Origin of the sequence: Pseudotabrizicola formosa (assembly GCF_002900965.1) — a bacterium.
Taxonomy (GTDB): domain Bacteria; phylum Pseudomonadota; class Alphaproteobacteria; order Rhodobacterales; family Rhodobacteraceae; genus Pseudotabrizicola; species Pseudotabrizicola formosa.
In genome coordinates this window covers 682,295-703,680 of sequence record NZ_PJOM01000002.1, presented here as the reverse complement: position 1 = coordinate 703,680, position 21,386 = coordinate 682,295, and the positions used below count along the sequence as shown (strand labels likewise).

18 protein-coding genes are annotated in these 21,386 nt (G+C 64.3%); 5 read left to right on the top strand and 13 right to left on the bottom strand.

Features of this window, described 5'->3' with window-relative positions:
- Positions 1 to 9 precede the first annotated feature (9 nt).
- Positions 10 to 669 carry a hypothetical protein gene (locus CXR43_RS07390; RefSeq protein WP_103333379.1) on the bottom strand — a complete coding sequence of 220 codons (660 nt, stop codon included), beginning with the start codon at positions 667 to 669 and terminating at the stop codon, positions 10 to 12.
- A gap of 218 nt (positions 670 to 887) precedes the next feature.
- On the opposite strand from CXR43_RS07390, the gene CXR43_RS07385 reads away from it, so the two are divergent.
- On the top strand, positions 888 to 2,018 hold the full coding sequence (locus CXR43_RS07385; protein WP_103334092.1) for an efflux RND transporter periplasmic adaptor subunit: 1,131 nt from the start codon (positions 888 to 890) through the stop codon (positions 2,016 to 2,018).
- A complete protein-coding gene (locus tag CXR43_RS07380) occupies positions 2,015 to 5,524 on the top strand; it encodes an efflux RND transporter permease subunit (RefSeq protein WP_103333378.1) in 3,510 nt (1,169 codons plus the stop codon). Before CXR43_RS07385 ends, CXR43_RS07380 begins: the two co-directional genes overlap by 4 nt.
- 6 nt (positions 5,525 to 5,530) lie before the next feature.
- On the opposite strand, the gene CXR43_RS07375 is transcribed toward CXR43_RS07380, so the two are convergent.
- Positions 5,531 to 7,342 (bottom strand): ABCB family ABC transporter ATP-binding protein/permease, encoded by a 1,812-nt coding sequence (locus tag CXR43_RS07375; RefSeq protein ID WP_103333377.1) that lies wholly within the window; start codon positions 7,340 to 7,342, stop codon positions 5,531 to 5,533.
- A 60-nt stretch (positions 7,343 to 7,402) separates the two neighbouring features.
- Positions 7,403 to 8,932, bottom strand: coding sequence for a LysM peptidoglycan-binding domain-containing protein (locus CXR43_RS07370; protein ID WP_246831304.1), 1,530 nt, complete (start codon positions 8,930 to 8,932; stop codon positions 7,403 to 7,405).
- Between the two features lie 131 nt (positions 8,933 to 9,063).
- Between CXR43_RS07370 and CXR43_RS07365 the strand changes: the two genes are divergently transcribed.
- On the top strand, positions 9,064 to 9,618 hold the full coding sequence (locus tag CXR43_RS07365) for an LOG family protein (protein ID WP_103333376.1): 555 nt from the start codon (positions 9,064 to 9,066) through the stop codon (positions 9,616 to 9,618).
- 38 nt (positions 9,619 to 9,656) lie between these two features.
- On the opposite strand, the gene CXR43_RS07360 is transcribed toward CXR43_RS07365, so the two are convergent.
- The 3 genes from CXR43_RS07360 to hisI form a co-directional block, all read right to left on the bottom strand.
- On the bottom strand, positions 9,657 to 10,091 hold the full coding sequence (locus CXR43_RS07360; protein WP_146036493.1) for a baeRF12 domain-containing protein: 435 nt from the start codon (positions 10,089 to 10,091) through the stop codon (positions 9,657 to 9,659).
- Positions 10,092 to 10,229: 138 nt separating this feature from the next.
- A complete protein-coding gene (locus CXR43_RS07355; protein WP_103333374.1) occupies positions 10,230 to 10,829 on the bottom strand; it encodes a superoxide dismutase in 600 nt (199 codons plus the stop codon).
- Positions 10,830 to 10,925: 96 nt separating this feature from the next.
- Entirely contained in the window at positions 10,926 to 11,297 is a 372-nt protein-coding gene (gene hisI / locus CXR43_RS07350; protein ID WP_103333373.1) for a phosphoribosyl-AMP cyclohydrolase, read from the bottom strand.
- Positions 11,298 to 11,361: 64 nt separating this feature from the next.
- On the opposite strand from hisI, the gene CXR43_RS07345 reads away from it, so the two are divergent.
- A complete protein-coding gene (locus CXR43_RS07345; RefSeq protein ID WP_103334090.1) occupies positions 11,362 to 11,814 on the top strand; it encodes an iron-sulfur cluster assembly scaffold protein in 453 nt (150 codons plus the stop codon).
- Between the two features lie 139 nt (positions 11,815 to 11,953).
- On the opposite strand, the gene CXR43_RS17855 is transcribed toward CXR43_RS07345, so the two are convergent.
- From CXR43_RS17855 to sciP, 5 genes are all read right to left on the bottom strand, one after another.
- A complete protein-coding gene (locus tag CXR43_RS17855) occupies positions 11,954 to 12,097 on the bottom strand; it encodes a hypothetical protein (protein ID WP_168219775.1) in 144 nt (47 codons plus the stop codon).
- 70 nt (positions 12,098 to 12,167) lie between these two features.
- On the bottom strand, positions 12,168 to 14,252 hold the full coding sequence (gene recG, locus CXR43_RS07340; RefSeq protein ID WP_103333372.1) for an ATP-dependent DNA helicase RecG: 2,085 nt from the start codon (positions 14,250 to 14,252) through the stop codon (positions 12,168 to 12,170).
- Entirely contained in the window at positions 14,249 to 16,369 is a 2,121-nt protein-coding gene (ligA, locus tag CXR43_RS07335; protein WP_103333371.1) for an NAD-dependent DNA ligase LigA, read from the bottom strand. The genes recG and ligA overlap by 4 nt, the downstream gene beginning before the upstream one ends.
- Before the next feature lie 60 nt (positions 16,370 to 16,429).
- Positions 16,430 to 17,137, bottom strand: coding sequence for a response regulator transcription factor CtrA (gene ctrA, locus CXR43_RS07330; RefSeq protein WP_103333370.1), 708 nt, complete (start codon positions 17,135 to 17,137; stop codon positions 16,430 to 16,432).
- A 93-nt stretch (positions 17,138 to 17,230) separates the two neighbouring features.
- Positions 17,231 to 17,509, bottom strand: a complete 279-nt coding sequence (gene sciP / locus CXR43_RS07325) for a CtrA inhibitor SciP (protein WP_103333369.1) — start codon at positions 17,507 to 17,509, stop codon at positions 17,231 to 17,233.
- Between the two features lie 141 nt (positions 17,510 to 17,650).
- On the opposite strand from sciP, the gene mnmA reads away from it, so the two are divergent.
- On the top strand, positions 17,651 to 18,787 hold the full coding sequence (gene mnmA / locus CXR43_RS07320) for a tRNA 2-thiouridine(34) synthase MnmA (RefSeq protein WP_103333368.1): 1,137 nt from the start codon (positions 17,651 to 17,653) through the stop codon (positions 18,785 to 18,787).
- 15 nt (positions 18,788 to 18,802) lie between these two features.
- On the opposite strand, the gene ispG is transcribed toward mnmA, so the two are convergent.
- Together ispG and CXR43_RS07310 are read right to left on the bottom strand one after the other, a co-directional pair.
- Positions 18,803 to 19,939 (bottom strand): flavodoxin-dependent (E)-4-hydroxy-3-methylbut-2-enyl-diphosphate synthase, encoded by a 1,137-nt coding sequence (ispG, locus tag CXR43_RS07315; RefSeq protein ID WP_103333367.1) that lies wholly within the window; start codon positions 19,937 to 19,939, stop codon positions 18,803 to 18,805.
- A gap of 130 nt (positions 19,940 to 20,069) precedes the next feature.
- Entirely contained in the window at positions 20,070 to 21,290 is a 1,221-nt protein-coding gene (locus CXR43_RS07310; RefSeq protein ID WP_103333366.1) for a helix-turn-helix domain-containing protein, read from the bottom strand.
- Between the last annotated feature and the right edge of the window lie 96 nt (positions 21,291 to 21,386).

Below are 21,386 nucleotides of genomic sequence, written 5' to 3'. Positions count from 1 at the left end.
CAAGTCCCGTCACCCGGCATCCGCTGCGGGGGCAGTCTCGCCCCCAAGCGCCACAATCATCTGTCCCGCCCGGCCACGCAAGCCCGCCGGGGCCTGTTGATCCTGCGTCAGCGCCTGAAGCGCGCTGATCGCAGCATCGGTATTGCCCTCTTCGACCAGCAGATAGGCCAATTGTTCCAGCGCCAAGGGCCGGAAGGCCCGCCCCGGCGCCGCGACCGGGTCCAGCAGCGCGCGCCGGTCGGCCAGCGGCAGATCGCTGCCGGCCAGGATCACCCGGCGCAGCACGGCCAGATCGCGGTAGCTTTGCGGTTGGGAGGTATCTGCCGCCAGGGACTCGAGCGCGGCCAGGCTGGCCGCACGGTCCTGCGTCGGGTCAGAGGCCAGCAACAGGGAGAGCACCGCCTTTTGCGCGCCATCTGCCGGAACCGATGCGAGCGCCTGTTGACGCGCCTCAGCCCCGCCCAGATCCAGCGCATCCAGCACGGAATCGCCAAAAGCCTGTGCCTGTTCCGCATCGCGCGCTTTCGACCATTCGGTCCAGGCCGTGCCACCGACCACCGCCAGCACGATCAGCGCAGGAATCCAGCCGTATCTGCGGAAGTAGGAGTACAGCCGGTCGCGGCGTACCTCTTCCGTCACTTCCTGAATGAAACTATCGGGATTGCTCACGTCACTTCGGCTTTCAAAAGGCGTTCATTACCTGTGTCGGGACCCACCCGCCCGGAAGCGCAGCGGACCACCTGTCTGCGCCCTGTCTTACACGCAAGCACAAGGGCTTGCCAAGCCCTGCCCCACAGACCGCAATCCGCTGCGGCACGGAGGCAGCTTGTCCGTCCGGCCGGCAAGGCCTAGATTAGCCCATGCGAGAGCGGCTTGAAAAGGTGACCATGCGTATCCTTCCTCCCTTGACCGCCCTGGCCGTCGCGGCAACGCTCTATGTTGCCGTGTTCGAGCGGGACCGTCTGATGGCCACCACCGCCGCCGAAGCCCTGCCGTCCGGGGCGGAGACATCGGCATCCCCGCCAGCCGAGGCCGCAATGTCCGTGGTCGCCATCGCCACTGCCGCAACGCCGGTGCAGAATGCGGTGATCGCCCGGGGCCGGACCGAAGCCGCGCGGCAGGTTGAGGTGCGGGCCGAAACCGGGGGGCTGGTGCGGTCAGACCCGCTGCGGCGCGGGGCCTTTGTCACCACAGGCCAGACCTTATGCGCGCTCGACCCCGGCAGCAGACTGCAGCAGAGCGCCGAGGCTGAAGCGCGTTTGACCGAGGCGCAGGCCCGCTTGCGCGAGGCGCAAGTGAATGCCGATGCCGCCAACCGGCTGAATGAGGGCGGCTTTGCCACCGAGACCCGCCGCATCGGGGCCGAAGCGGCGCTGGAATCGGCCCGCGCCGGGGTGCAGGGCGCGCAATCCGCGCTGGAGGCCATCCGCATCGACCTGTCCCGCCTGACCATCAGCGCCCCGTTTGAAGGGCTGCTGGAGGCCGACACCGCCGAACTGGGCAGCCTGCTGCAACCCGGCGGGGTCTGCGGCACGGTCATCCAGCTGGACCCGATCAAGCTGGTCGGCTTCGTCCCCGAAACCGAGGTGGACCGGATTTCGGTCGGGGCGATTGCCGGGGCGCGCCTGATTTCCGGGCGCGAGGTGCAGGGCCGCGTCACCTTTCTGTCGCGCGTCGCCGATCCGGCCACCCGCACCTTCCGGGTCGAGGTCACCGTGCCCAATGCCGATCTTGTGATCCGTGATGGGCAGACGGCGGAAATGCTGATCAGTGCCGATGGCGTCATGGCGCATCTGCTGCCGGCTTCCAGCCTGACACTGGACAATACCGGGGTGCTGGGGGTGCAGCTGGCGGTAGAGGGGCGCGCCCGCTTTGCCCCCGTCACCGTGCTGCGCGATACGGTGGATGGCATGCTGGTCACCGGTCTGCCCGAGCAGGCCACGGTGATCACGGTGGGGCAGGACTATGTGACGGACGGCACGCCGATCACCGTCACCCTGCAACAGGCCGCACCATGACCGGGCTGATCGACTGGGCCGCCGCCCGCGCCCGCATGGTGGTGGCCTTTATCCTGCTGTCGGTGGCGGCAGGCGTGCTGGCCTATGTCAACCTGCCCAAGGAGGGCGAGCCGGATATCGACATTCCGGCGCTGTTCGTCTCGGTCCCCTTCCCCGGCATTTCCGCCGCCGACTCGGAAACCCTGCTGGTCAAGGTGATGGAGCAGGAATTGTCGGGCCTTGACGGGCTCAAGACCATCTCCGGCACCGCGGCCGAAGGCTATGGCGGCGTGGCGCTGGAATTTGAATTCGGCTGGGACAAATCGCAGACCATCGCCGATGTGCGCGACCGGATGAACACGGCCGAGGCGAAATTTCCAGCCGGGGCAGACACCTATTCGATCAACGAGATCAATTTCAGTGAATTTCCCATTCTGGTGATCGCCCTGTCGGGCGACGTGCCCGAACGCACCCTGCTGCGCGCGGCCAAGGATCTGCAATCCAAGATTGCCGCTCTGGAACCGGTGCTCAAGGCGGAACTGGCCGGGCACAGGGACGAGATGCTGGAGGTGCTGATCGACCCGCTGAAGCTGGAGGCCTATAACATCACCGCCGCCGAGCTGATCACGGTTGTCACCCGCAACAACCAGTTGATCGCAGCCGGAGAGGTGGAAACCCCCAGCGGGGCCTTTGCGGTCAAGATCCCGTCCAGCTTCAACACACCCGCACAGGTTTACGCCCTGCCGGTCAAGGTCAACGGCGACCGCACCATCACGCTGGGCGATCTGGCGCAGATCAACCTGACCTTTGAAGACCCAACCGGCACCGCGCGCTACAATGGCGAAGCGACGGTGGCGATTCAGGTGGTCAAGCGCAAGGGCTTCAACCTGATCGACACCTCGCGTCTGGTGCAGGATGTGGTGGAGGCCGAGGTGGCGGCCTGGCCCGAAGACCTGCGCCGGTCGGTCTCGGTTGCGGCCTCGCTCGACCAGTCCACCAATGTCGAAGGCATGGTGCGCCAGCTGGAAGGCGCGGTGCTGACGGCAATCGCACTGGTGATGGTGGTGGTGCTGGCCGCCCTTGGCACAAGGTCGGCGCTCTTGGTCGGGTTTTCCATTCCGACGACTTTCCTGCTGACCTTCGCCTTCTTTGCGGTGCTGGGCATTTCGGTGTCGAACATCGTGATGTTCGGGCTGATCCTGGCCGTCGGCATGCTGGTCGATGGCGGCATCATCGTGGTGGAATATGCCGACAAACGGATTCAGGACGGCTCTGGCCCGATGGCCGCCTATACCGAGGCCGCAAAGCGGATGTTCTGGCCCATCATCAGCTCTACCGCCACCACGCTTTGTGCCTTTCTGCCCATGCTGTTCTGGCCCGGGGTGGCGGGAGAATTCATGGGCATGCTGCCGGTGACGCTGATCTTCGTGCTGTCGGCATCGCTTCTGGTGGCACTGGTCTATGTGCCGGTGATGGGCGGGGTGGCAGGCCGGATCACGCGGCAGCTTGAAGCGGTTGCCACCCTGCTGCGCCCGCGCCCGCTGTGGCTGCGGCTGGTTCTGGTGGCCGTCGCGCTTGCGATCCTGTTCGCCGGCGTCGCCCTGATGCTTGCGCCGCGCGGCACCGGCGCGGCGGCCTTGTTGCCCGGTGCGGCGCTGGCCATGCTGGGCGGTTTTGCAGCCTCGATCACGCTGGAGGCCGCCAAACCGCAGCGCCTTGCGCCCGTGGTGGCGGGCTACAGGCGCAGCGCCTTTGGCCGGGTGATCCGCTTTCTGACCGGCAATCCGGTGATGCCGCTGGTGACCATCGCCGCCGTGATCGGCTTTGTGGCGCTGATCTTCGGCCTTTATGCCCAGCATGGCAAAGGGGTAGAGTTCTTTGTGGCCACCGAACCGGAACAGGCCATCGTCTATGTGCAGGCGCGAGGCAACCTGTCGCTGGCCGAAAAAGACGCGCTGCTGCAACAGGCCGAGGCGCTGGTGATCGGCACGCCGGGGGTGCGATCTACCTTCTCCTTCGCCGGGGCCGGGGGGCTGAACGCCAATACCGGCGGCGCGCAATCGCCCTTGGACAGTGTGGGCCAGATCCAGCTGGAACTGGAGCCTTGGGAAGAGCGCAGCGCCGATCCCGCCCTGGGGGGTGAGCGTATCATCGCGGGCCTGACCGAACGGCTGAACGCCCTGCCCGGGATAAAGATCGAAGTATTGGCGGGCGCCTCCGGCCCCGCTTCCGGCAAACCCTTGCACCTGCGCCTGTCGGGCGATGATTTTGCAGCGCTCGATCAGGCGGTCGAAACCATCCGTGCGCAGATGGCCGGCATGGCGGGCATCATCGGTCTTGAAGACACTCGCCCCTTGCCGGGCATCGACTGGGAAATCACCGTCGATGTCGCCCGCGCCGGGCGCTTTGGTGCCGATGTCGCCACCGTGGGCGGCATGGTGCAGCTGGTGACCCGCGGGGTCATGCTTGATACCATGCGGGTGGAGTCGTCCGATGAAGAGATCGAGATCCGCGTGCGCCTGCCGGATGCGGACCGGGTGCTGTCCACCCTCGATTCGCTCAAGGTGCGCACCGCAGACGGGCTGGTGCCGCTGGCAAATTTCATCACCCGTAAACCGGTGCCCAAGCTGGGCCGCATCGACCGGGTGAACGAGGCGCGGGTCTATGACATCCGCGCCGATGTGGCCGATGGCCTGACCCGGCCCGATGGCGTGCCGATCAATGCCAGTGAACGGATCGAAACCCTGACCGCATGGCTGCAAACCGCCGATCTGCCCGAAGGCGTTGCCTGGGCCTGGACCGGCGATCAGGAAGATCAGGCCGAGGCGGGGGCATTTCTGGGCAAGGCCTTTGCCGGCGCGCTGGGGTTGATGTTCATCATTTTGCTCGCGCAGTTCAACTCGGTCTACAATGCGGTGCTGGTGCTGCTGGCGGTGGTCTTGTCCACCACCGGGGTGCTCATTGGCATGATGGTCATGGGCCAGACCTTCAGCATCATCATGACCGGCACCGGAATCGTGGCGCTGGCAGGAATCGTGGTCAACAACAACATTATCCTGATCGACACCTATCAGGACTTCAGCCGCTACATGCCAAAGCTGGAAGCCATCGGCCGCACCGCCGAACAGCGCCTGCGCCCGGTGCTGCTGACCACCATCACCACAATGGCGGGGCTGGCCCCGATGATGTTCGGCCTTTCGGTCGATTTCATCGGCGGCGGCTATACGCTCAACAGCCCTTCGGCCCTGTGGTGGACACAGCTTGCCACCGCGGTGGTCTTTGGCCTTGGCATTTCCACCGTGCTGACGCTGGTGCTCACGCCATCGCTCCTGGCGCTGCGGGTCTGGCTTTGGGCCGGGGCCTATCGCGGCTGGGCAGAGCTGTCTGCGCTTGCCCATGGCAAGGGCAGCGTCGAAGCCCGTGATCTGGCCCTGACCCGCGCCGCCCGCGCGGTGCAAAGACCGCTGATCCTGTGGGAAGACGCGCCGCCGCCCGCCCCCTACCCGATCCGCAACGCAGCGGAATAGCGCCGGTCAGGCCGCCTCTTCCTCTTCCGCCGATTGCCGGGCCCACATGGCAGAATAGCGCCCGCCATTGGCCAAGAGCGCATCATGCGTGCCCTGCTCCACAATCTGGCCCGCCTCCAGCACGATGATCTGGTCGGCATCGGCAATCGTCGACAGCCGGTGCGCGATGGTGATCACCGACCGGCCCTGCCCCATCTGAAGCAGGCTGTCCTGAATGTCGCGCTCGGTCTGGGTGTCCAGCGCACTGGTCGCCTCGTCGAGGATCAGGATCGGCGGATTTTTCAGCAAGGTGCGCGCGATGCCCACACGCTGCTTTTCGCCGCCCGACAGTTTCAGCCCACGCTCGCCCACCGTGGTTTCATAGCCTTCGGGCAAGGACATGATGAACTCATGGATGCGCGCCGCACGCGCCGCCGCCTCCACCTCTTCGCGGCTGGCCCCGGCGCGGCCATAGGCAATGTTGTAATAGACCGTATCGTTGAACAGCACCGTATCCTGCGGCACCACGCCGATGCTGGCATGGATGCTGGTCTGCGTCACATCGCGCAGATCCTGCCCGTCAATGCGGATTGCGCCATTGGTCACATCATAGAAGCGGAACAGCAACCGCCCGATGGTGGACTTGCCCGAACCCGAGGGCCCGACCAGCGCCACCCGCTGCCCCGGGGCCACGGTAAAGCTGACGCCTTTCAGGATGGGGCGCGAGGGATCATAGTCAAAGCGCACATCATCAAACCTCACCTCGCCACGCGTGACCGACAGATCCGGCGCACCGGGCTTGTCCTTCACCTCGGCGGGCTGGCCCAACAGGCCGAACATCTCGCCCATATCGACCAGCGCCTGCCGGATCTCGCGGTATACCGTGCCAAGGAAGTTCAACGGCATGGTGATCTGGATCATATAGGCGTTGACCATCACGAAATCGCCCACGGTAAGCTGGCCCGCCTGCACCCCGCGCGCCGCCATTACCATCACGATCACAAGGCCGGATGTGATGAAGAACGCCTGCCCAAGGTTCAGGAACGCAAGGCTGAGGCCCGTCTTGACCGCCGCCACCTCATAGCGCTGCATCGCATGGTCATAGCGCTGCGCCTCCAGCCCTTCGGCGTTGAAATATTTCACCGTTTCATAATTCAGCAGGCTGTCGATGGCCTTCTGGTTGGCATCGGTATCCTGCGCGTTCATCTCGCGCCGGATCGCCACCCGCCATTCGGTGACCTTGAAGGTAAAGGCGACATAGATGGTGATCACCACCACCACCACCGCCGCATATTGCCAGCCGAAGACCACCGCAAAGATGATCGACACCATGCTCAGCTCAAGGATCAGCGGTCCGATCGACAAGAGCATGAAGCGCAGCAGGAAATCGACGCCCTTCACCCCGCGCTCGATGATCCGGCTCAGGCCGCCGGTCTTGCGGGTGATGTGATAGCGCAAGGACAGCTTGTGAATATGGGTGAAGGTTTCCAGTGCCAGCTGGCGCAGTGCCCGCTGGCCAACCCGCACAAACACCGCATCGCGCGCCTCGTTGAACGCCACGGTCAGCAGTCGCGCCATGCCATAGGCCACTGTCAACCCAACGGCCGCCAGCCCGAGCAGGGTGGCTGTATCCGGCGCATCGCCTGCCAGCGCATCCACCGCCTGCTTGTAGATCGCGGGGGTAGTGACCGAGATCACCTTGGCCATCACCAGCAGCAAGAGCGAGGCCACCACCCGGCGCTTGACCCAGTTCTGACCCGGTGGCCAAAGATAAGGGATCACGCGGGAAATGGTCTGCAGGCCACTGGCCGGGGCGTCTGTCGGGGTCGGTTCAAACATCGGGGGCCTCTTTTCGGCCCTGATATCTAGGGGGAAGCGGCGGGAATGGCCAGACCCGGTTCAGGGTTTTGCGGGAATTGTAAAGACTTGCCCGGGATAGATCAGATCCGGGTCGCCAATCTTGTCGCGGTTGGCCTCATAGACCTGCACATACAAGATCCCGTCGCCGAAATTCTGCTGCGCGATGCCCCACAGGGTGAAGCCCGGCTGCACGGTGACGCTGACCGGCGGCGGCGGTTGTGCGGCAACAGCCGCCGCATCCGACGCCACAGGCGTGAGGGCAGCAGTGCCCTCTGGCACCTCGACAGAGGTGGAGGCGATCGGGGTGTCAACGGGCTGTGCGGTTTGCCCGGTCTGTGCCGTCGCGGGCGGTGCCAGTTCCGCTGGCCCTGTCACATCAGGGGCCACAGGGGGTGCCTCTGTCTCTGCCGCATCCCCCGCCCCCTGCCCTGCCCCAGCAGACAGCGCCGCCAGAGCCTCGGGCGTTTCGCGTTTGAACGGAGTCTCAAACCGCGCCGAGACTTTGCCCGACGCGTCCACCTGATCAAGCCGCAGGGTATAGATCTGCGGGGCCGTATCGCCCAGCGTCACCTGCCATAGGCCGGTCGCCGCGACCACAGCCTCTGCCACCGGGGCCATATCCAGATAGATCCGCACCGTCTGGCCGGGATGGCCACGCCCCGACAGGTGCACCGCGCCGTCGGGCGCATAGGAAATCGCCTCCAGCACCACAGCCGTCGGGCGTGCCGCCGACCCATCGGGAACCTGTGCCGCCGTTGATTGGGGCTCAGTCAGCACCGGGCCTTGCAGCACCGTCGCGCCCCCCTCGCTCACCAGCAAGGCCACAGGCGGCACGGCGGGCGGAGGCGCAGCATCTGCCGCAGGCGCGGCAAGGCCCGCACCATCGGCGGAAGCGATCGCTGCCGCCCCCTGCTCCGGCGCGGGCGGCACCACCGCGCCCGACAGAGCCGTTCCCCGCAGCCCCTCGGGCGCGGAAGCCGCCGTCTCGGGCCGCATCGCCACCGGCTGCGGCCCGGCAATCGGGCCAAGCGCCACCGACTGGTCCGACCCCAAAGTCGCGGCACCCTCTGGCTGGGTTGCCTCCAGCGTCATCAGGCTGGGCTGAGCATTGGGGGCCAGGGTGAACAGGGCGGCAAAGCTGCCATCGGCCCCTGCCTGAACCTCGGCCACCGGCTGGCCGTCCACCAGCACGGAAACCATGGCCCGCGCCGCCGCCCGGCCCGACACGACGGCAAAGCCATCGGCTTCGATCCGGTAGCCGTCAAAGCGGGGCAAGACCGGGTCGGGGCTCTCCACCGCAGGCGCGCTCGGTCCGGGCATGACCTCTGCCGTGGCCTCTGGTTCGGCCTGCACCTCTGGCCCCGTCACAGAGGTTACAGGCTTCACCTCCTGAAGCGGCTCGGAGGTCGGCACGCGCCCCGCGACCGGCACCGCTGCTGTCGCGGGGGCAGCCTCCTGGGGGACATCCTGCACCGGCCAGAGCAGACTTGCGGCCACCGCCACAACGCCCAGCCCCGCTACCCCCCCTGCAACGCGCGCCGCGCCCGCTTTCCCCGTCCAGACCGCCATGTCATTTCCCCGTCGCATTCCGGCCCCAGACAGGGCCCGGCCCGCGGGGCCTGTTGCCGACCCCTGCTTTCCTTTGCATAGGAACCCCGATAACACTGGGCTTGCAACGAAAATCCCATAGTGAGGCCGCCATGACCCTGCTTCGTTCTGTCTGTGTCTTCTGCGGATCACGTCCCGGCCTGTCGCCCGCCTATGCCGCAGACGCCCAAAGCCTGGGTCAGGGCATAGCAGACAACGGCTGGCGGCTGGTCTACGGCGCAGGCGATGTCGGGCTGATGGGCGAAGTGGCCCGCGCCGCCCTGAGCGCGGGGGCCCGGACCATGGGGGTGATCCCGACGCATCTGATGGGCAAGGAACAAGGCAAGCGCGATCTGGGGCAACTGGTGATCACCGAGGACATGCACGAGCGCAAGAAGGTCTTGTTCATGAACTCGGATGCCATCGTGGTGCTGCCCGGCGGGGCCGGCAGTCTGGACGAGTTTTTCGAAGTGCTGACCTGGCGGCAGATCGGGCTGCACAGCAAACCGATTTTCCTTCTGGATACCGGCGGTTACTGGCAACCACTGATACGGCTTGTCGACCACGTCATTGATCAGGGCTTTGCCGAGGCGCATCTGCGCCATGCCTTTAACGCCATTGCGGATGTGCCGGGCCTGCTGGCCCGGCTCAGGACCGAGTTTGCCTGACATTTTGGTGGGTTACGCCGGAAACTTCAGGAAAAGTCTCAGGCCGCGCGCTCCATCGCTTCGGCCATCAGACTGACAATCTTGTCGAGCGGATGCTGGGTCAGGGTCTTGGGCACCATGACCGCGACCCGGCTGCGCAGACCGTCATCCAGCCGGGTGCGGATCGCCTCCATCAGATGCGGCGGCGCGGCAATCGCCAGACGGGTGGTGCGCGACTGCCGCACCGCAAAGGTCAACCGGGTCATCAGCATGGCCACCATGGCGGTTTCCGCCAGCCGCACCCTGTCACTGGCCTCAACGGGCAGGTTTTGCCGGGGGGCCGCGGCGGGGCCAGCCTCTGGTCCCGGCGTTTCGATCCGGTCTATCACCCGAAGGTCAGGGGCGGTAACTGAGCCCGCGTTTTCCAGGATCATCGCCCCGGCCCCGTCCACCACCACAATCCAGCATCCCCGTCCACCAACACCTGTGCGCACCCAAACCTCCTGTCGTTTTTTTTCTCTCTACGTCAGATGGGAACGCAAAAATGCCAAGGAAGTGTGACGATTTGTCCAAGCAAAAACCCGCGCAAGCCGGGCTTGCGCGGGTTTTCGTTTCAGATCAAAGGCTTGGCCTTACATACGGGCTGCGACGGCTTCCCAGTTCACCAACTTGTCAAGGAAGTTGCTCAGATAGGCCGGCCGCTTGTTGCGGAAGTCGATGTAATAGGAATGCTCCCACACATCGCAGCCCAGCAGAGCTGTCTGACCAAAGCACAGCGGATTGACGCCATTCTCGGTCTTGGTGACCTTGAGCGCGCCATCCGCATCCTTCACCAGCCAGGCCCAGCCGGAGCCGAACTGACCGGCACCGGCGGCGGAGAACTCTTCCTTGAACTTGGCGACCGATCCGAAGGACTCGGTCAGCGCCTTTTCAAGTGCGCCCGGCATCGCCTTTTCACCCGGCCCCATGATCTCCCAGAACAGGGCATGGTTCCAGTGCTGGCTGGCATTGTTGAAAATGCCGTTCTGGGCGACGGCGGTCTTGTTATAGGTGCCCACGACGATCTCTTCGACCGACTTGTTTTCCCATTCGGTGCCGGCAATCAGCTTGTTGCCATTGTCGACATAGGCCTTGTGGTGAATGTCATGGTGATATTCGAGCGTCTCTTTCGACATGCCAAGCGCGGCGAGCGCATCATGGGCATAGGGCAGATCGGGAAGCGTGAAAGCCATCGGATGTTCCTTTGTCGGTTGTAACGGACTGGCGCAAATAGGAGCTTTTCCCGCCCGAAGGTCAAGGGCGGCGCCGGGAAAAGGATATGCTTTTGGTCAACGATCAGCTTTGGTCATCGGTTCCATGGTGATCACCTCGGCGCCATCCTGCACCAGCGTATAGAAGCACGACCGGCGGTTGGTATGGCAGGCAGGCCCGTGCTGATGCACGCGCACCAGCAGGCAATCGCGGTCGCAATCGACCCGGAACTCCACCAGATGCTGCACATGTCCCGAGGTTTCGCCCTTGATCCAGAATGCCGCGCGCGACCGTGACCAATAGGTCACCCGCCCGGTAGAAAGGGTTTGCGCAACCGCAGCCGCATTCATCCAGGCCATCATCAGCACCTCGCCCGTCGCATGATCCTGCGCGATGCAGGGGATCAGCCCGTTGGCGTCGTATTTCAGGCTGGCGGGGTCGAAAGCCATGCGCGTTCTCCTTGGCGGCTGCGGAGGATCGGTCTATCTAAGGTTCGACAAAAGGAAAAGCGCGATGAGCGACAGTGACCTGATCAAACTCTATTCCGGTCGGATTCTGGAACTGGCAGCCGACATTCCCCACCATGGGCGCCTGCCCGCGCCGCAAGCCACCCTGCGCAAACGGTCCCCCCTGTGCGGGTCTACCGTAACGGTGGATGTGGTGATGCAGGATGGCCGGGTCAGTGCCTTTGGTCAGGACGTCAAAGCCTGCGCGTTGGGGCAAGCCGCCGCCAGCCTGCTGGGCGAGGTGGTGATCGGGCGCAGCGCGGCCGAACTCGCAGAGGGCCGTGATGCCCTGCGCGCGATGCTGCGGGAGGAAGGCCCGGTGCCCGCCGCCCCGTTTGACGGCTTTGTCGTGCTGACCCCGGCACGGGATTACAAGAACCGCCACGCCTCTATCCTGCTCGCGATCGAAGCGGCGGCAGAGGCGGCTGTGATGGCAGAGGCGGCCCTGCCCCAAGGCTGACAGCTGCACCCCCCGGCATAAAAAAACCGCCGCACGTCAGATCGACGGCGGCGGCAAGTGGCGTGTCTGTTGCGCGCTGATAGGCATCCCTTGGGGACAGATGCGGGGCGCGCGCGCGCGTGTCAGACCGCAGGCAGTGTCAGAACGAGAACGACAGGCAGACGTAAAGCGAGGCAAACAGGGCAACCACGCCCAACAGATCCTCAATCAACGTGGCGCGAGACCGGGTGACGATTTCCTTGACTTGGGCAACCATGGCATCCTCCTGTTTGCGTGTTGCCATATTGTTCTCATAGGAACGCCACCCTGTAAAGAACTTTTTAAGAACATTCGAGAACAAACCGCGTTTCGCTTCAGCCGACCGCAATCAACCGGATCGCCCGGTCCTGATCCAGCAGCCACAAGAGCACCCGCGCCGCCTGCCCGCGCGGGCCTTGCAGCCCCGGGTCCACCGTCAGCAGCGCGCGCGCATCGGATTGCGCCACGGCCATCAGGGCCGCCTGCCGTTCCAGATCGGCCACGCGGAACCGCGGCAACCCCGATTGCGCGGTGCCGATGAGATCGCCGGCCCCGCGCATCGCCAGATCTTCCTCGGCAATGCGGAACCCGTCTTCGGTGTCGCGGATCGTGGTCAACCGCCGCTCCCCCGCCTCGGACAGCGGGGCCTGATAGAGCAGCAGGCAGGTCGAGTCTGCCGCCCCGCGCCCGACCCGGCCACGAAGCTGGTGCAGCTGGGCCAGACCAAAGATCTCGGCCCGCTCGATCACCATGATCGAGGCATTGGGCACATTCACCCCCACCTCGATCACCGTGGTTGCCACCAGCACCCGCGTCTCACCGCGCTGAAACCGCGCCATGGCGGCATCCTTCTCGGCGGGGGGCAGTTGGCCATGGACCAGCCCGACCCCATCCCCCAAAGCCGCGCGCAGATGGGCAAAGCGGGCCTCGGCACTCGCATAATCCAGCACCTCGGAGTCTTCCACCAGCGGGCAGACCCAATAGCATTGCCGCCCCTCGGCCACCGCACGGGCCAGATGGGCCACCACCTCATCCATCCGCGCCGCGGCAATCATCACGGTCTTGATCGGTTTGCGCCCGGCGGGTTTTTCGTCAAGCACCGAGACATCCATATCGCCATAACTGGCCAAAGCCAGAGACCGAGGAATCGGCGTAGCGGTCATCACCAGCACATCGACCGCACGGCCCTTGGCCCCCAGCTCCATCCGCTGCGCCACGCCAAAGCGGTGCTGTTCATCCACCACCGCCAGCCGCAAATCATGAAACGCCACGTCCTTCTGAAACACCGCATGGGTGCCCACCAGCATGGCAATCTGCCCCCCGGCCAGAGCCTGCAGCTTGGCCGCCCGCTCTGCCCCCTTGTCGCGGCCCGTGAGCAATTCCAGCCGCACCCCGGCTGCGGCGGCCAAAGGGGCCAGCCCCTCGTAATGCTGGCGGGCCAGAATTTCCGTGGGCGCCATCATCACCCCCTGCCCGCCCGCCTCGGCGGCGATCAGCAGCGCCATGAAGGCGACCAGCGTCTTGCCGGACCCGACATCGCCCTGCAACAGCCGGTTCATCCGCAGGGGGGCCGCCATATCTGCCGCAATCTCGGCCACGGCACGGGTCTGCGCGGCTGTGGGCGCATAGGGCAACCCGGCCAGCACCTGCGCCTGCAGACTGCCGGTGCCCAACGTCATCACGCCCTTCGACTTGCGCAAGGACGCCCGCGCCAGCGACAGGGTCAGCTGATGCGCAAACAGCTCGTCATATGCCAGGCGGGCGCGGGCCGGATCGGTGGGCGACAGCGCCTCCGCCCCGCCGGGACGATGCACCGCCGCAATTGCGCTGCGCCAGTCGGGCCAGCCTTCACGTGCCTTCAAGGCAGGGTCAATCCAGTCTGGCAGCGCGGGCGCGCGGGCCACCGCCCCTTCGGCCGCCTTTGCCAGCACCCGCTGCGTCAGCCCGGCGGTCAGCGGATAGACCGGCTCATAGGCCGGCAACTCCGCCGCCTCCTCCACCCGCAGCACATGATCGGGGTGCACCATCTGGGCGATGCCATCAAACAGCTCGATCCGGCCCGAGACGATGCGGCGCTGCCCGGTGGGCAGCAGCTTTTGCAGGTAATCCCCGCGCGCGTGAAAAAACACCAAGGCCCAGTCCAGCAGGCTGTCGCGCACCATTACACGGTAGGGCTTGCCCTTGGCGCGCGGCGGGAAATGGGCGCCAACCTCAACCTCCACCGTCAGCACGCAGGGCGGCACCACATCGCGGACCGAGGCCTTGCGGCTGCGGTCGATACCGGAATGCGGCAGCAGGAACAACAGGTCCTTGGGCCGGGTCACGCCCAGGGCCTCCATCGCGCGGGCGGTCTTTGGGCCTACGCCTTCCAGCGTTTCCAGATCCGCAAACAGCGGAAACAGGATTTCCGGCCGGCTCATGCGCCCTCGATCAGGGCGAGCCAGTCCTCTTCAGCCAGAACCGTAACCCCATGTTTCGCCGCCTCTTTCAGCTTTGACCCGGCCCCCGGACCTGCCACCAGAATATCGGTTTTGGCGCTGACAGAGCCTGCCACCTTGGCCCCCAGCGATTCCGCCCGCGCCTTGGCTTCGGCCCGCGTCATCTTTTCCAGACTGCCGGTGAAGACCACCGTTTTGCCCGCAACCGGGCTGTCGGTGGCGGCTTTCCACACCACCGGCTGCACCTGCAATTGTGCCACCAGCGCATCAATCGCGGCGCGCTCGGCCTCATTCTGAAATGCCGCCGTCAGGCTTTCCGCCAGAATCTGGCCCACACCATCAATCGACAGCAGCTCGTCCCATGCGGCTGTGCCGGGCACGGCATGGGTGACCGCAGTTTCAAACGCCTCCCATGTGCTGTAATGGCGTGACAGGATCTGTGCGGCCACCTCGCCCACATGCCGGATGCCAAGCGCAAAAATCAGCCGGTCCAGCGGGATGCGGCGCTTGTCCTCGATCGCGGCAAACAGTTTGCGGGCCGAGGTTTCGCCAAAGCCATCGCGGTTCTTCAACCGTTTCAAGCCATTGGCGGCGTCTCGTGATGCAAGGGTAAAGATGTCGGCCGGGGTTTTCACCGGGAGGTCGGCGTCGCGGAAGAACATTTCCACCTGCTTTGCGCCCAGACCATCGATGTCAAAGGCATGGCGGCTGACGAAATGCTTCAACCGCTCCACCGCCTGCGCCGGACAGATCAGCCCGCCGGTACAGCGGCGCACGGCATCGCCTTCCTCACGCAGGGCCGGGCTGCCGCATTCGGGGCATTCGTGGGGGAAAACAAAGGCTTGCGCGCCGTCTTTGCGACGCTCCAGATCCACATCGGCCAGCTTTGGAATCACATCCCCGGCACGGTAAACCTGCACCCAATCGCCGATGCGAAAATCCTTGCCGCCGCGGATCGCGTTGCCCTTGGCGTCGCGCCCGGCAATGTAATCCTCATTGTGCAGCGTGGCATTGCTGACCACCACGCCCCCCACGGTCACCGGGCGCAACCGCGCCACCGGTGACAGGGCCCCGGTACGACCCACCTGAATGTCGATGCCCAGCAGCTCCGTCCAGGCCAGCTCCGCCGGGAATTTATGGGCAATCGCCCAGCGGGGGGTCGCCGAGCGAAAGCCAAGCCGCGCCTGCAGCCCCAGATCATTGACCTTGTAGACCACGCCATCGATGTCATACCCCAGCGCCGCCCGCAGCTGTTCGATCTGCCGGTACTGCGCCAGCATCGCCTCCGGCCCATCGCACAGGGCCGTCAGCGGATTGGTCTGAAACCCGAACGCGGCCAGCCGGGCAATCGCATCATATTGCGTGCTGGCAAGCGGGGCGGAGAGCGCACCCCAGCTATAGGCAAAGAAGCGCAAAGGCCGCGCGGCCGTGATCGCGGCGTCCAGCTGGCGCAGCGAACCGGCAGCGGCATTGCGCGGGTTGGCAAAGGTCTTGCCCCCGGCCGCCGCCTGCCGCGCGTTCAGCGCGGCGAAATCGCTGTGGCTCATGTAAACCTCACCACGCACCTCCAGCACATCGGGCGCATCGGTCAGGTGTTGCGGAATATCGGCAATGGTACGGGCGTTGTCGGTGACGTTCTCCCCCACCTCACCATCGCCGCGCGTGGCGGCCTGCACCAGCACGCCGGCCTCATAGCGCAGGGACAGGGACAGCCCGTCAATCTTGGGTTCCGCGGTAAACCGCAGATCGCCGGTGTGGTTGAGGTATTTGCGCACCCGATCGGCGAAATCATGCACATCGCTATCGTCAAAGGCGTTCTCAAGGCTGAGCATCCGCACGGCATGCGCCACCTTGCCAAAGCCGTCCGACACCGCTGCGCCGATCTGGTCACTGGGGCTGTCGCTCCGCTTGAGCTGTGGGAAGCGCGCCTCGATTGCGGCGTTGCGCTGCTTGAGCGCATCATAATCTGCATCGGATATTTCGGGTGTATCCAGCGTGTGATAGGCCCGGTTCGCGCCGGCCAAAACCTCTGCAAGCCGCGCCAGTTCGCCGCGCGCCTGATCCTCGGTCAACTGATCCACCGCTGTCCCGGCCATCATCCCCTCCGCTTGCCCCCTTGGTTTAGGGGGACGCGCGGCCAAGGGCAAGGGCCGCACCTGTCAGGCGTTGGCCGCCATCTTGCGCGGTTCGCCCACCGGGTCACGCAGCACATAACCACGCCCCCAGACGGTTTCGATGTAATTGTGGCCACCTGTCGCCTCTGCCAGCTTTTTGCGCAGCTTGCAGATGAAGACATCAATGATCTTCAATTCCGGCTCATCCATGCCGCCGTAGAGGTGGTTCAGGAACATTTCCTTGGTCAGCGTGGTGCCCTTGCGCAACGAGAGCAGTTCCAGCATCTGATATTCCTTGCCGGTCAGATGCACCGTCTTGTTGTCCACCTCAACCGTCTTGGCATCCAGGTTCACATTCACCTTGCCGGTCACGATTACCGATTGGCTATGCCCTTTCGACCGGCGGATGATCGCATGAATGCGCGCCACCAGTTCTTCGCGGTGAAAGGGCTTTGTCAGGTAATCATCTGCGCCAAAACCAAAGCCTTTGAGCTTTGAATCCGTGTCATCCGTGCCAGAGAGAATCAGAATAGGCGTTTCGATTCGCGCCAATCGCAATTGCCTTAACACCTCATGGCCGGACATATCCGGAAGGTTCAGGTCAAGCAAAATAAGGTCGTAATCATAGAGCTTTGCCAGATCGATGCCATCTTCGCCCAAATCTGTGCAATAAACATTCAGATTGGCATGGCTTAGCATCAATTCGATGCTGCGCGAGGTTGTGGGATCATCCTCGACGAGTAAAATTCGCATGGTAAGGCTCCGCAACACATACAGGTACGTTAACAACATGGACGGCAATGGTTAACCATAGGTTACTCTAAGATTGCGCGCCATAAAAACAACTTACGATTGTCTGTATTTCTGGATCGTGGTGACCTTCAGCCCTTTTTCGCCATGCACCTCAACAGCCTGTCGCCACAGGGCGAATTCTTCTTCCGACAAGGCATAGCGTTCCAGCGCCTCTGCCTCGGTGATCAGGCCATGGATCACGGCACGCACCACCACCACCTTGCGACTGGCCACCCAGCGCCGCGTGTCAGGAGCGGGCAAATCGGCGCGGGTCAGGATGCTGCCATCCGGCAGGGTCACCTGACGCGGGCCATCAACACGTTTAAGATACATGGCCATGTCTTTCCATCACCGTCCCATATGAGACTGACCGTGCCCGATCGGACTTAAGCCATGGTGAAGGTTGCGCGACGGAAGGGGTTGAGACTGCCGTGTATTTTCCTATATTACGCGCCATTCGTGAAAGGTTTGATCATGCTGGACCACCCGCTTAATTCGCTGGGGCTGCCAAAGCAGCCATCTGCCACGCGGGTCGTGGTGGCGATGTCGGGCGGCGTCGATTCCTCGGTCGTCGCGGCGATGCTCAAGGACGAAGGCTATGACGTGGTGGGCGTCACGCTGCAACTCTATGATCACGGCGCAGCGCTGGCGAAAAAAGGGGCCTGCTGTGCGGGCCGCGACATTCACGATGCCCGGCGCGTGGCCGAAACCATGGGGTTTCCGCATTACGTGCTGGATTATGAAAACACCTTCCGCGAAGCAGTGATGGAAGAGTTTGCCGATGCCTATCTGGCGGGGGCCACCCCGGTGCCCTGCATCCGCTGCAATGAGCGGGTGAAGTTCAAGGATCTGCTGGCGACCGCCCGCGATCTGGATGCCGATTGTATGGCGACAGGGCATTACATCCAGCGCAAGACCGGGGATGCCGGACCAGAGCTGCATGCCGCCGCCGATGCGGGCCGGGACCAGAGCTATTTTCTGTTCTCGACCACGGCAGAACAATTGGCGTTTTTGCGCTTTCCGCTGGGGCATCTGCACTCCAAGGCAGAAACGCGCGCGCTTGCGGCCAGATACGGGCTGCCAGTGGCCGACAAGCCCGACAGTCAGGACATCTGCTTTGTGCCGAACGGCAATTACGCCGCAGTGATCGAAAAGCTGCGGCCCGGGGCTGCCGATCCGGGCGAGATCGTCGATCTGGAAGGCCGCGTGCTGGGCCAGCACCGCGGTGTGATCCATTACACCATCGGTCAGCGCAAAGGGCTGGGCATCGGCGGTCTGGGCGATCCGCTTTATGTGGTGCGGCTTGATCCCGAGAGGCGGCGCGTCATCGTCGGCCCGCGCGAGTCGCTTGCCACCCGCACCATCCCAGTGCGCGAGGTGAACTGGCTGGGGGACGTCCCCTTTGACTCGCAGCCCGAATGGCAGGTGCATGTCAAGGTCCGCTCGACCCGTCCGCCACGCCCCGCCGTGATCCGTCCGCTTTCGGCAACCGAAGCCGAAGTGGAATTGCTGGACCCGGAAGATGGCGTCAGCGCCGGTCAGGCCTGTGTGTTTTATGCCCCCGAAGGCAGCCGGGTCTTGGGCGGCGGCTGGGTCTGGCGCGGGCGATAATTCCGCCCGTTCGCCCTATTCTGCCGCTTCCGCCTCTGCTGCGGCCTCTGCCGCCTGAATCTCGGCGGCCTTGGCCTCGACCAGTTCCACGATGTGGTCAATCATCGCGTCATTGCCCAGCTTGTGGCTTTGCTTGCCGGCCAGGTAGACCATCCCCGACCCTGCCCCGCCACCGGTAAAGCCGATGTCGGTCATCAGCGCCTCTCCGGGGCCGTTGACCACACAGCCGATGATCGACAGCGACAGGCTGGTGGTCACATGCGCCAGCCGGTCTTCCAGCGCGCTGACCGTCTTGATCACGTCAAAGCCCTGCCGCGCGCAGGACGGGCAAGAGATGATCGTGACACCGCGATGCCGCAGGCCCAGTGATTTCAGGATCTCGAACCCGACCTTCACCTCTTCCACCGGGTCCGCCGACAAGGACACCCGGATGGTATCACCGATCCCCATCCAGAGGAGGTTGCCCAGACCGATGGCCGATTTCACCGTGCCCGATTGCAGGCCCCCGGCCTCGGTGATCCCCAGATGGATCGGCGCATCGGTCACATCGGCCAGCTGCTGATAGGCCGCCGCCGCCATGAACACATCCGACGCTTTGACCGAGATCTTGAATTCGTGAAAATCGTTGTCCTGCAACAGCTTGATATGGTCCATGCCGGATTCCACCATCGCATCCGGGCAAGGCTCGCCATATTTGTCCAGAAGGTGCTTTTCCAGCGATCCCGCATTCACCCCGATGCGGATGGAACAGCCATGATCCTTGGCCGCCTTCACCACCTCGGCCACACGTTTGGCGTCGCCGATATTGCCGGGGTTGATCCGAAGACAGGCAGCCCCCGCCTCTGCCGCTTCGATGGCGCGTTTGTAATGAAAATGGATGTCGGCCACGATCGGCACCGGGCTTTCGGCGCAGATCTCGCGCAGCGCCGCCGTGCTTTCCGGGTCAGGGGTCGAGACGCGGACAATATCGGCCCCGGCAATCGCCGCGCGGCGGATCTGGTCCAGCGTGCCTTCCACATCGGTGGTCAGGGTGTTGGTCATGGTCTGCACCGAAATCGGCGCATCCCCCCCGACCAGCACCTTGCCAACGCGGATCTGGCGCGAGGTACGACGATAGATGTTACGCCAGGGGCGGACAGAATTCAGGCTCATCTTGCGCAGATCCTTTAAGCTTTGCCCCTTGATAGGACGACAAAGCCGCCCCGGCAATGCCAAGGGCGGCCCTGTCACTCAGGATTGACGCAATCCTGTAACAGGTCTGCGACCCCCGGGTCCGCCCCGCCTATTGCGACGGCGCGTTCAGAACCTGTGAGGCATCGGCCACATTCACCAGCGCGGCCAGATCGGCATCGCGCTCCAGATCGGCGACTGCAAAGGTCTCGGTCAACGCTTCGGGTGACAGGGCGACGTTCCGGACCACCTGTGCGCCGGGGGCAGCCGGGCCGTAGGTCTGGCCATTCACCGCAAAATAGACCGATCCGGAATTGCCCGCGCGCAGAACCGGCGGCTCTTCGAGCTGCGGCACGGCCCAACGTTCGCCGGCATCCAGGATCTTTTCGAACAACACCGTGCCATCTGCCGAAGACACCCGCACCCAAGAGGGGCGCACGGCCAGAATCTCGACTCCCGGCTGCGCATCGGCCACGACCTGAACCTGAGAGTCTGTCGTGCCCAAGGCTTCCGCCAGGGCGGCATCCACCGCCTCGGAGGTCACCGCAGCAACGGCCAGACGCGGGTTGATCGCCGCAATCGGACCATCACGCGCGGTCAGCACGGGTACATCAAGCGCCTGCGGGCGGTAAAGGCGATCCATCTGCTCGGCCTGCTGTTGCACAGGATCTGCACCGGCCAGCTCGGTTGCCGCCATCGGGGCCGAGCGCACCAAGGGGGCTGACCCGCTGATATTGCCCAGCGGGTCGATTTCCGCCACAACCGCAGGGGCCTGATCCACTGGCGACAGTTGCACGCGCTGCACTTCCTGCAGCACCGACCAGCCGCCATAGCCAATCGCCCCGATCAAGGCGACCAGCACCAGAAGCGATCCGACCGCCCCCGGTTCCACCTGCGCGAACAGGCTTTCGCTGCGGGGGATAAAGGTTGCGTTCGGGTTGGCCAGAGGGTCGCTGAACACCTGCGTGCTGCGGCTGCGCGCGGCGGTCATCCCCGAAGACGAGGCGGCGGCACTCATGCCATGGGCCACTTCGAAATTCGCTTCCTTGGAAAACCGGGCAAAGGCCATATCCGGGTCCATCCCCAGATAGCGCGCATAAGACCGAACGTAACCCGCCACAAACCCTTGGGTTTCAAAGGCAGAGATATCGGCATTTTCGATGGCGGCGATATAGGCGGCCTTGATTTTCAACTCGCGCTGCACGTCCAACAGCGATTTGCCCATCGTGGCGCGCTCGCCCCGCATGAGGTCGCCCAGCCGCAGATCGAAGTCGTCAAAGCCCTTTGGGCCCTCTGTCTCCGGCATCGAAGGTTTCGCCCTCCGCCCGATCATGCGCGCTGCCCCATGACTGTCCCCAAGTCCCATAGCCGTTTTTACCACGACTCATTTTGTTCGTATTAGGGATTCGTTATCACAGCACAAGGTCTT

Bases quoted from the DNA above. Each gene is read 5' to 3' on its own strand.
- CXR43_RS07385 (WP_103334092.1), top strand. From the start codon at position 888: ATGCGTATCCTTCCTCCCTTGACCGCCCTGGCCGTCGCGGCAACGCTC.
- CXR43_RS07380 (WP_103333378.1), top strand. From the start codon at position 2,015: ATGACCGGGCTGATCGACTGGGCCGCCGCCCGCGCCCGCATGGTGGTG.
- CXR43_RS07375 (WP_103333377.1), bottom strand. From the start codon at position 7,342: ATGTTTGAACCGACCCCGACAGACGCCCCGGCCAGTGGCCTGCAGACC.
- CXR43_RS07370 (WP_246831304.1), bottom strand. From the start codon at position 8,932: ATGGCGGTCTGGACGGGGAAAGCGGGCGCGGCGCGCGTTGCAGGGGGG.
- CXR43_RS07365 (WP_103333376.1), top strand. From the start codon at position 9,064: ATGACCCTGCTTCGTTCTGTCTGTGTCTTCTGCGGATCACGTCCCGGC.
- CXR43_RS07355 (WP_103333374.1), bottom strand. From the start codon at position 10,829: ATGGCTTTCACGCTTCCCGATCTGCCCTATGCCCATGATGCGCTCGCC.
- hisI (WP_103333373.1), bottom strand. From the start codon at position 11,297: ATGGCTTTCGACCCCGCCAGCCTGAAATACGACGCCAACGGGCTGATC.
- CXR43_RS07345 (WP_103334090.1), top strand. From the start codon at position 11,362: ATGAGCGACAGTGACCTGATCAAACTCTATTCCGGTCGGATTCTGGAA.
- CXR43_RS17855 (WP_168219775.1), bottom strand. From the start codon at position 12,097: ATGGCAACACGCAAACAGGAGGATGCCATGGTTGCCCAAGTCAAGGAA.
- recG (WP_103333372.1), bottom strand. From the start codon at position 14,252: ATGAGCCGGCCGGAAATCCTGTTTCCGCTGTTTGCGGATCTGGAAACG.
- ligA (WP_103333371.1), bottom strand. From the start codon at position 16,369: ATGATGGCCGGGACAGCGGTGGATCAGTTGACCGAGGATCAGGCGCGC.
- ctrA (WP_103333370.1), bottom strand. From the start codon at position 17,137: ATGCGAATTTTACTCGTCGAGGATGATCCCACAACCTCGCGCAGCATC.
- sciP (WP_103333369.1), bottom strand. From the start codon at position 17,509: ATGTATCTTAAACGTGTTGATGGCCCGCGTCAGGTGACCCTGCCGGAT.
- mnmA (WP_103333368.1), top strand. From the start codon at position 17,651: ATGCTGGACCACCCGCTTAATTCGCTGGGGCTGCCAAAGCAGCCATCT.
- ispG (WP_103333367.1), bottom strand. From the start codon at position 19,939: ATGAGCCTGAATTCTGTCCGCCCCTGGCGTAACATCTATCGTCGTACC.
- CXR43_RS07310 (WP_103333366.1), bottom strand. From the start codon at position 21,290: ATGATCGGGCGGAGGGCGAAACCTTCGATGCCGGAGACAGAGGGCCCA.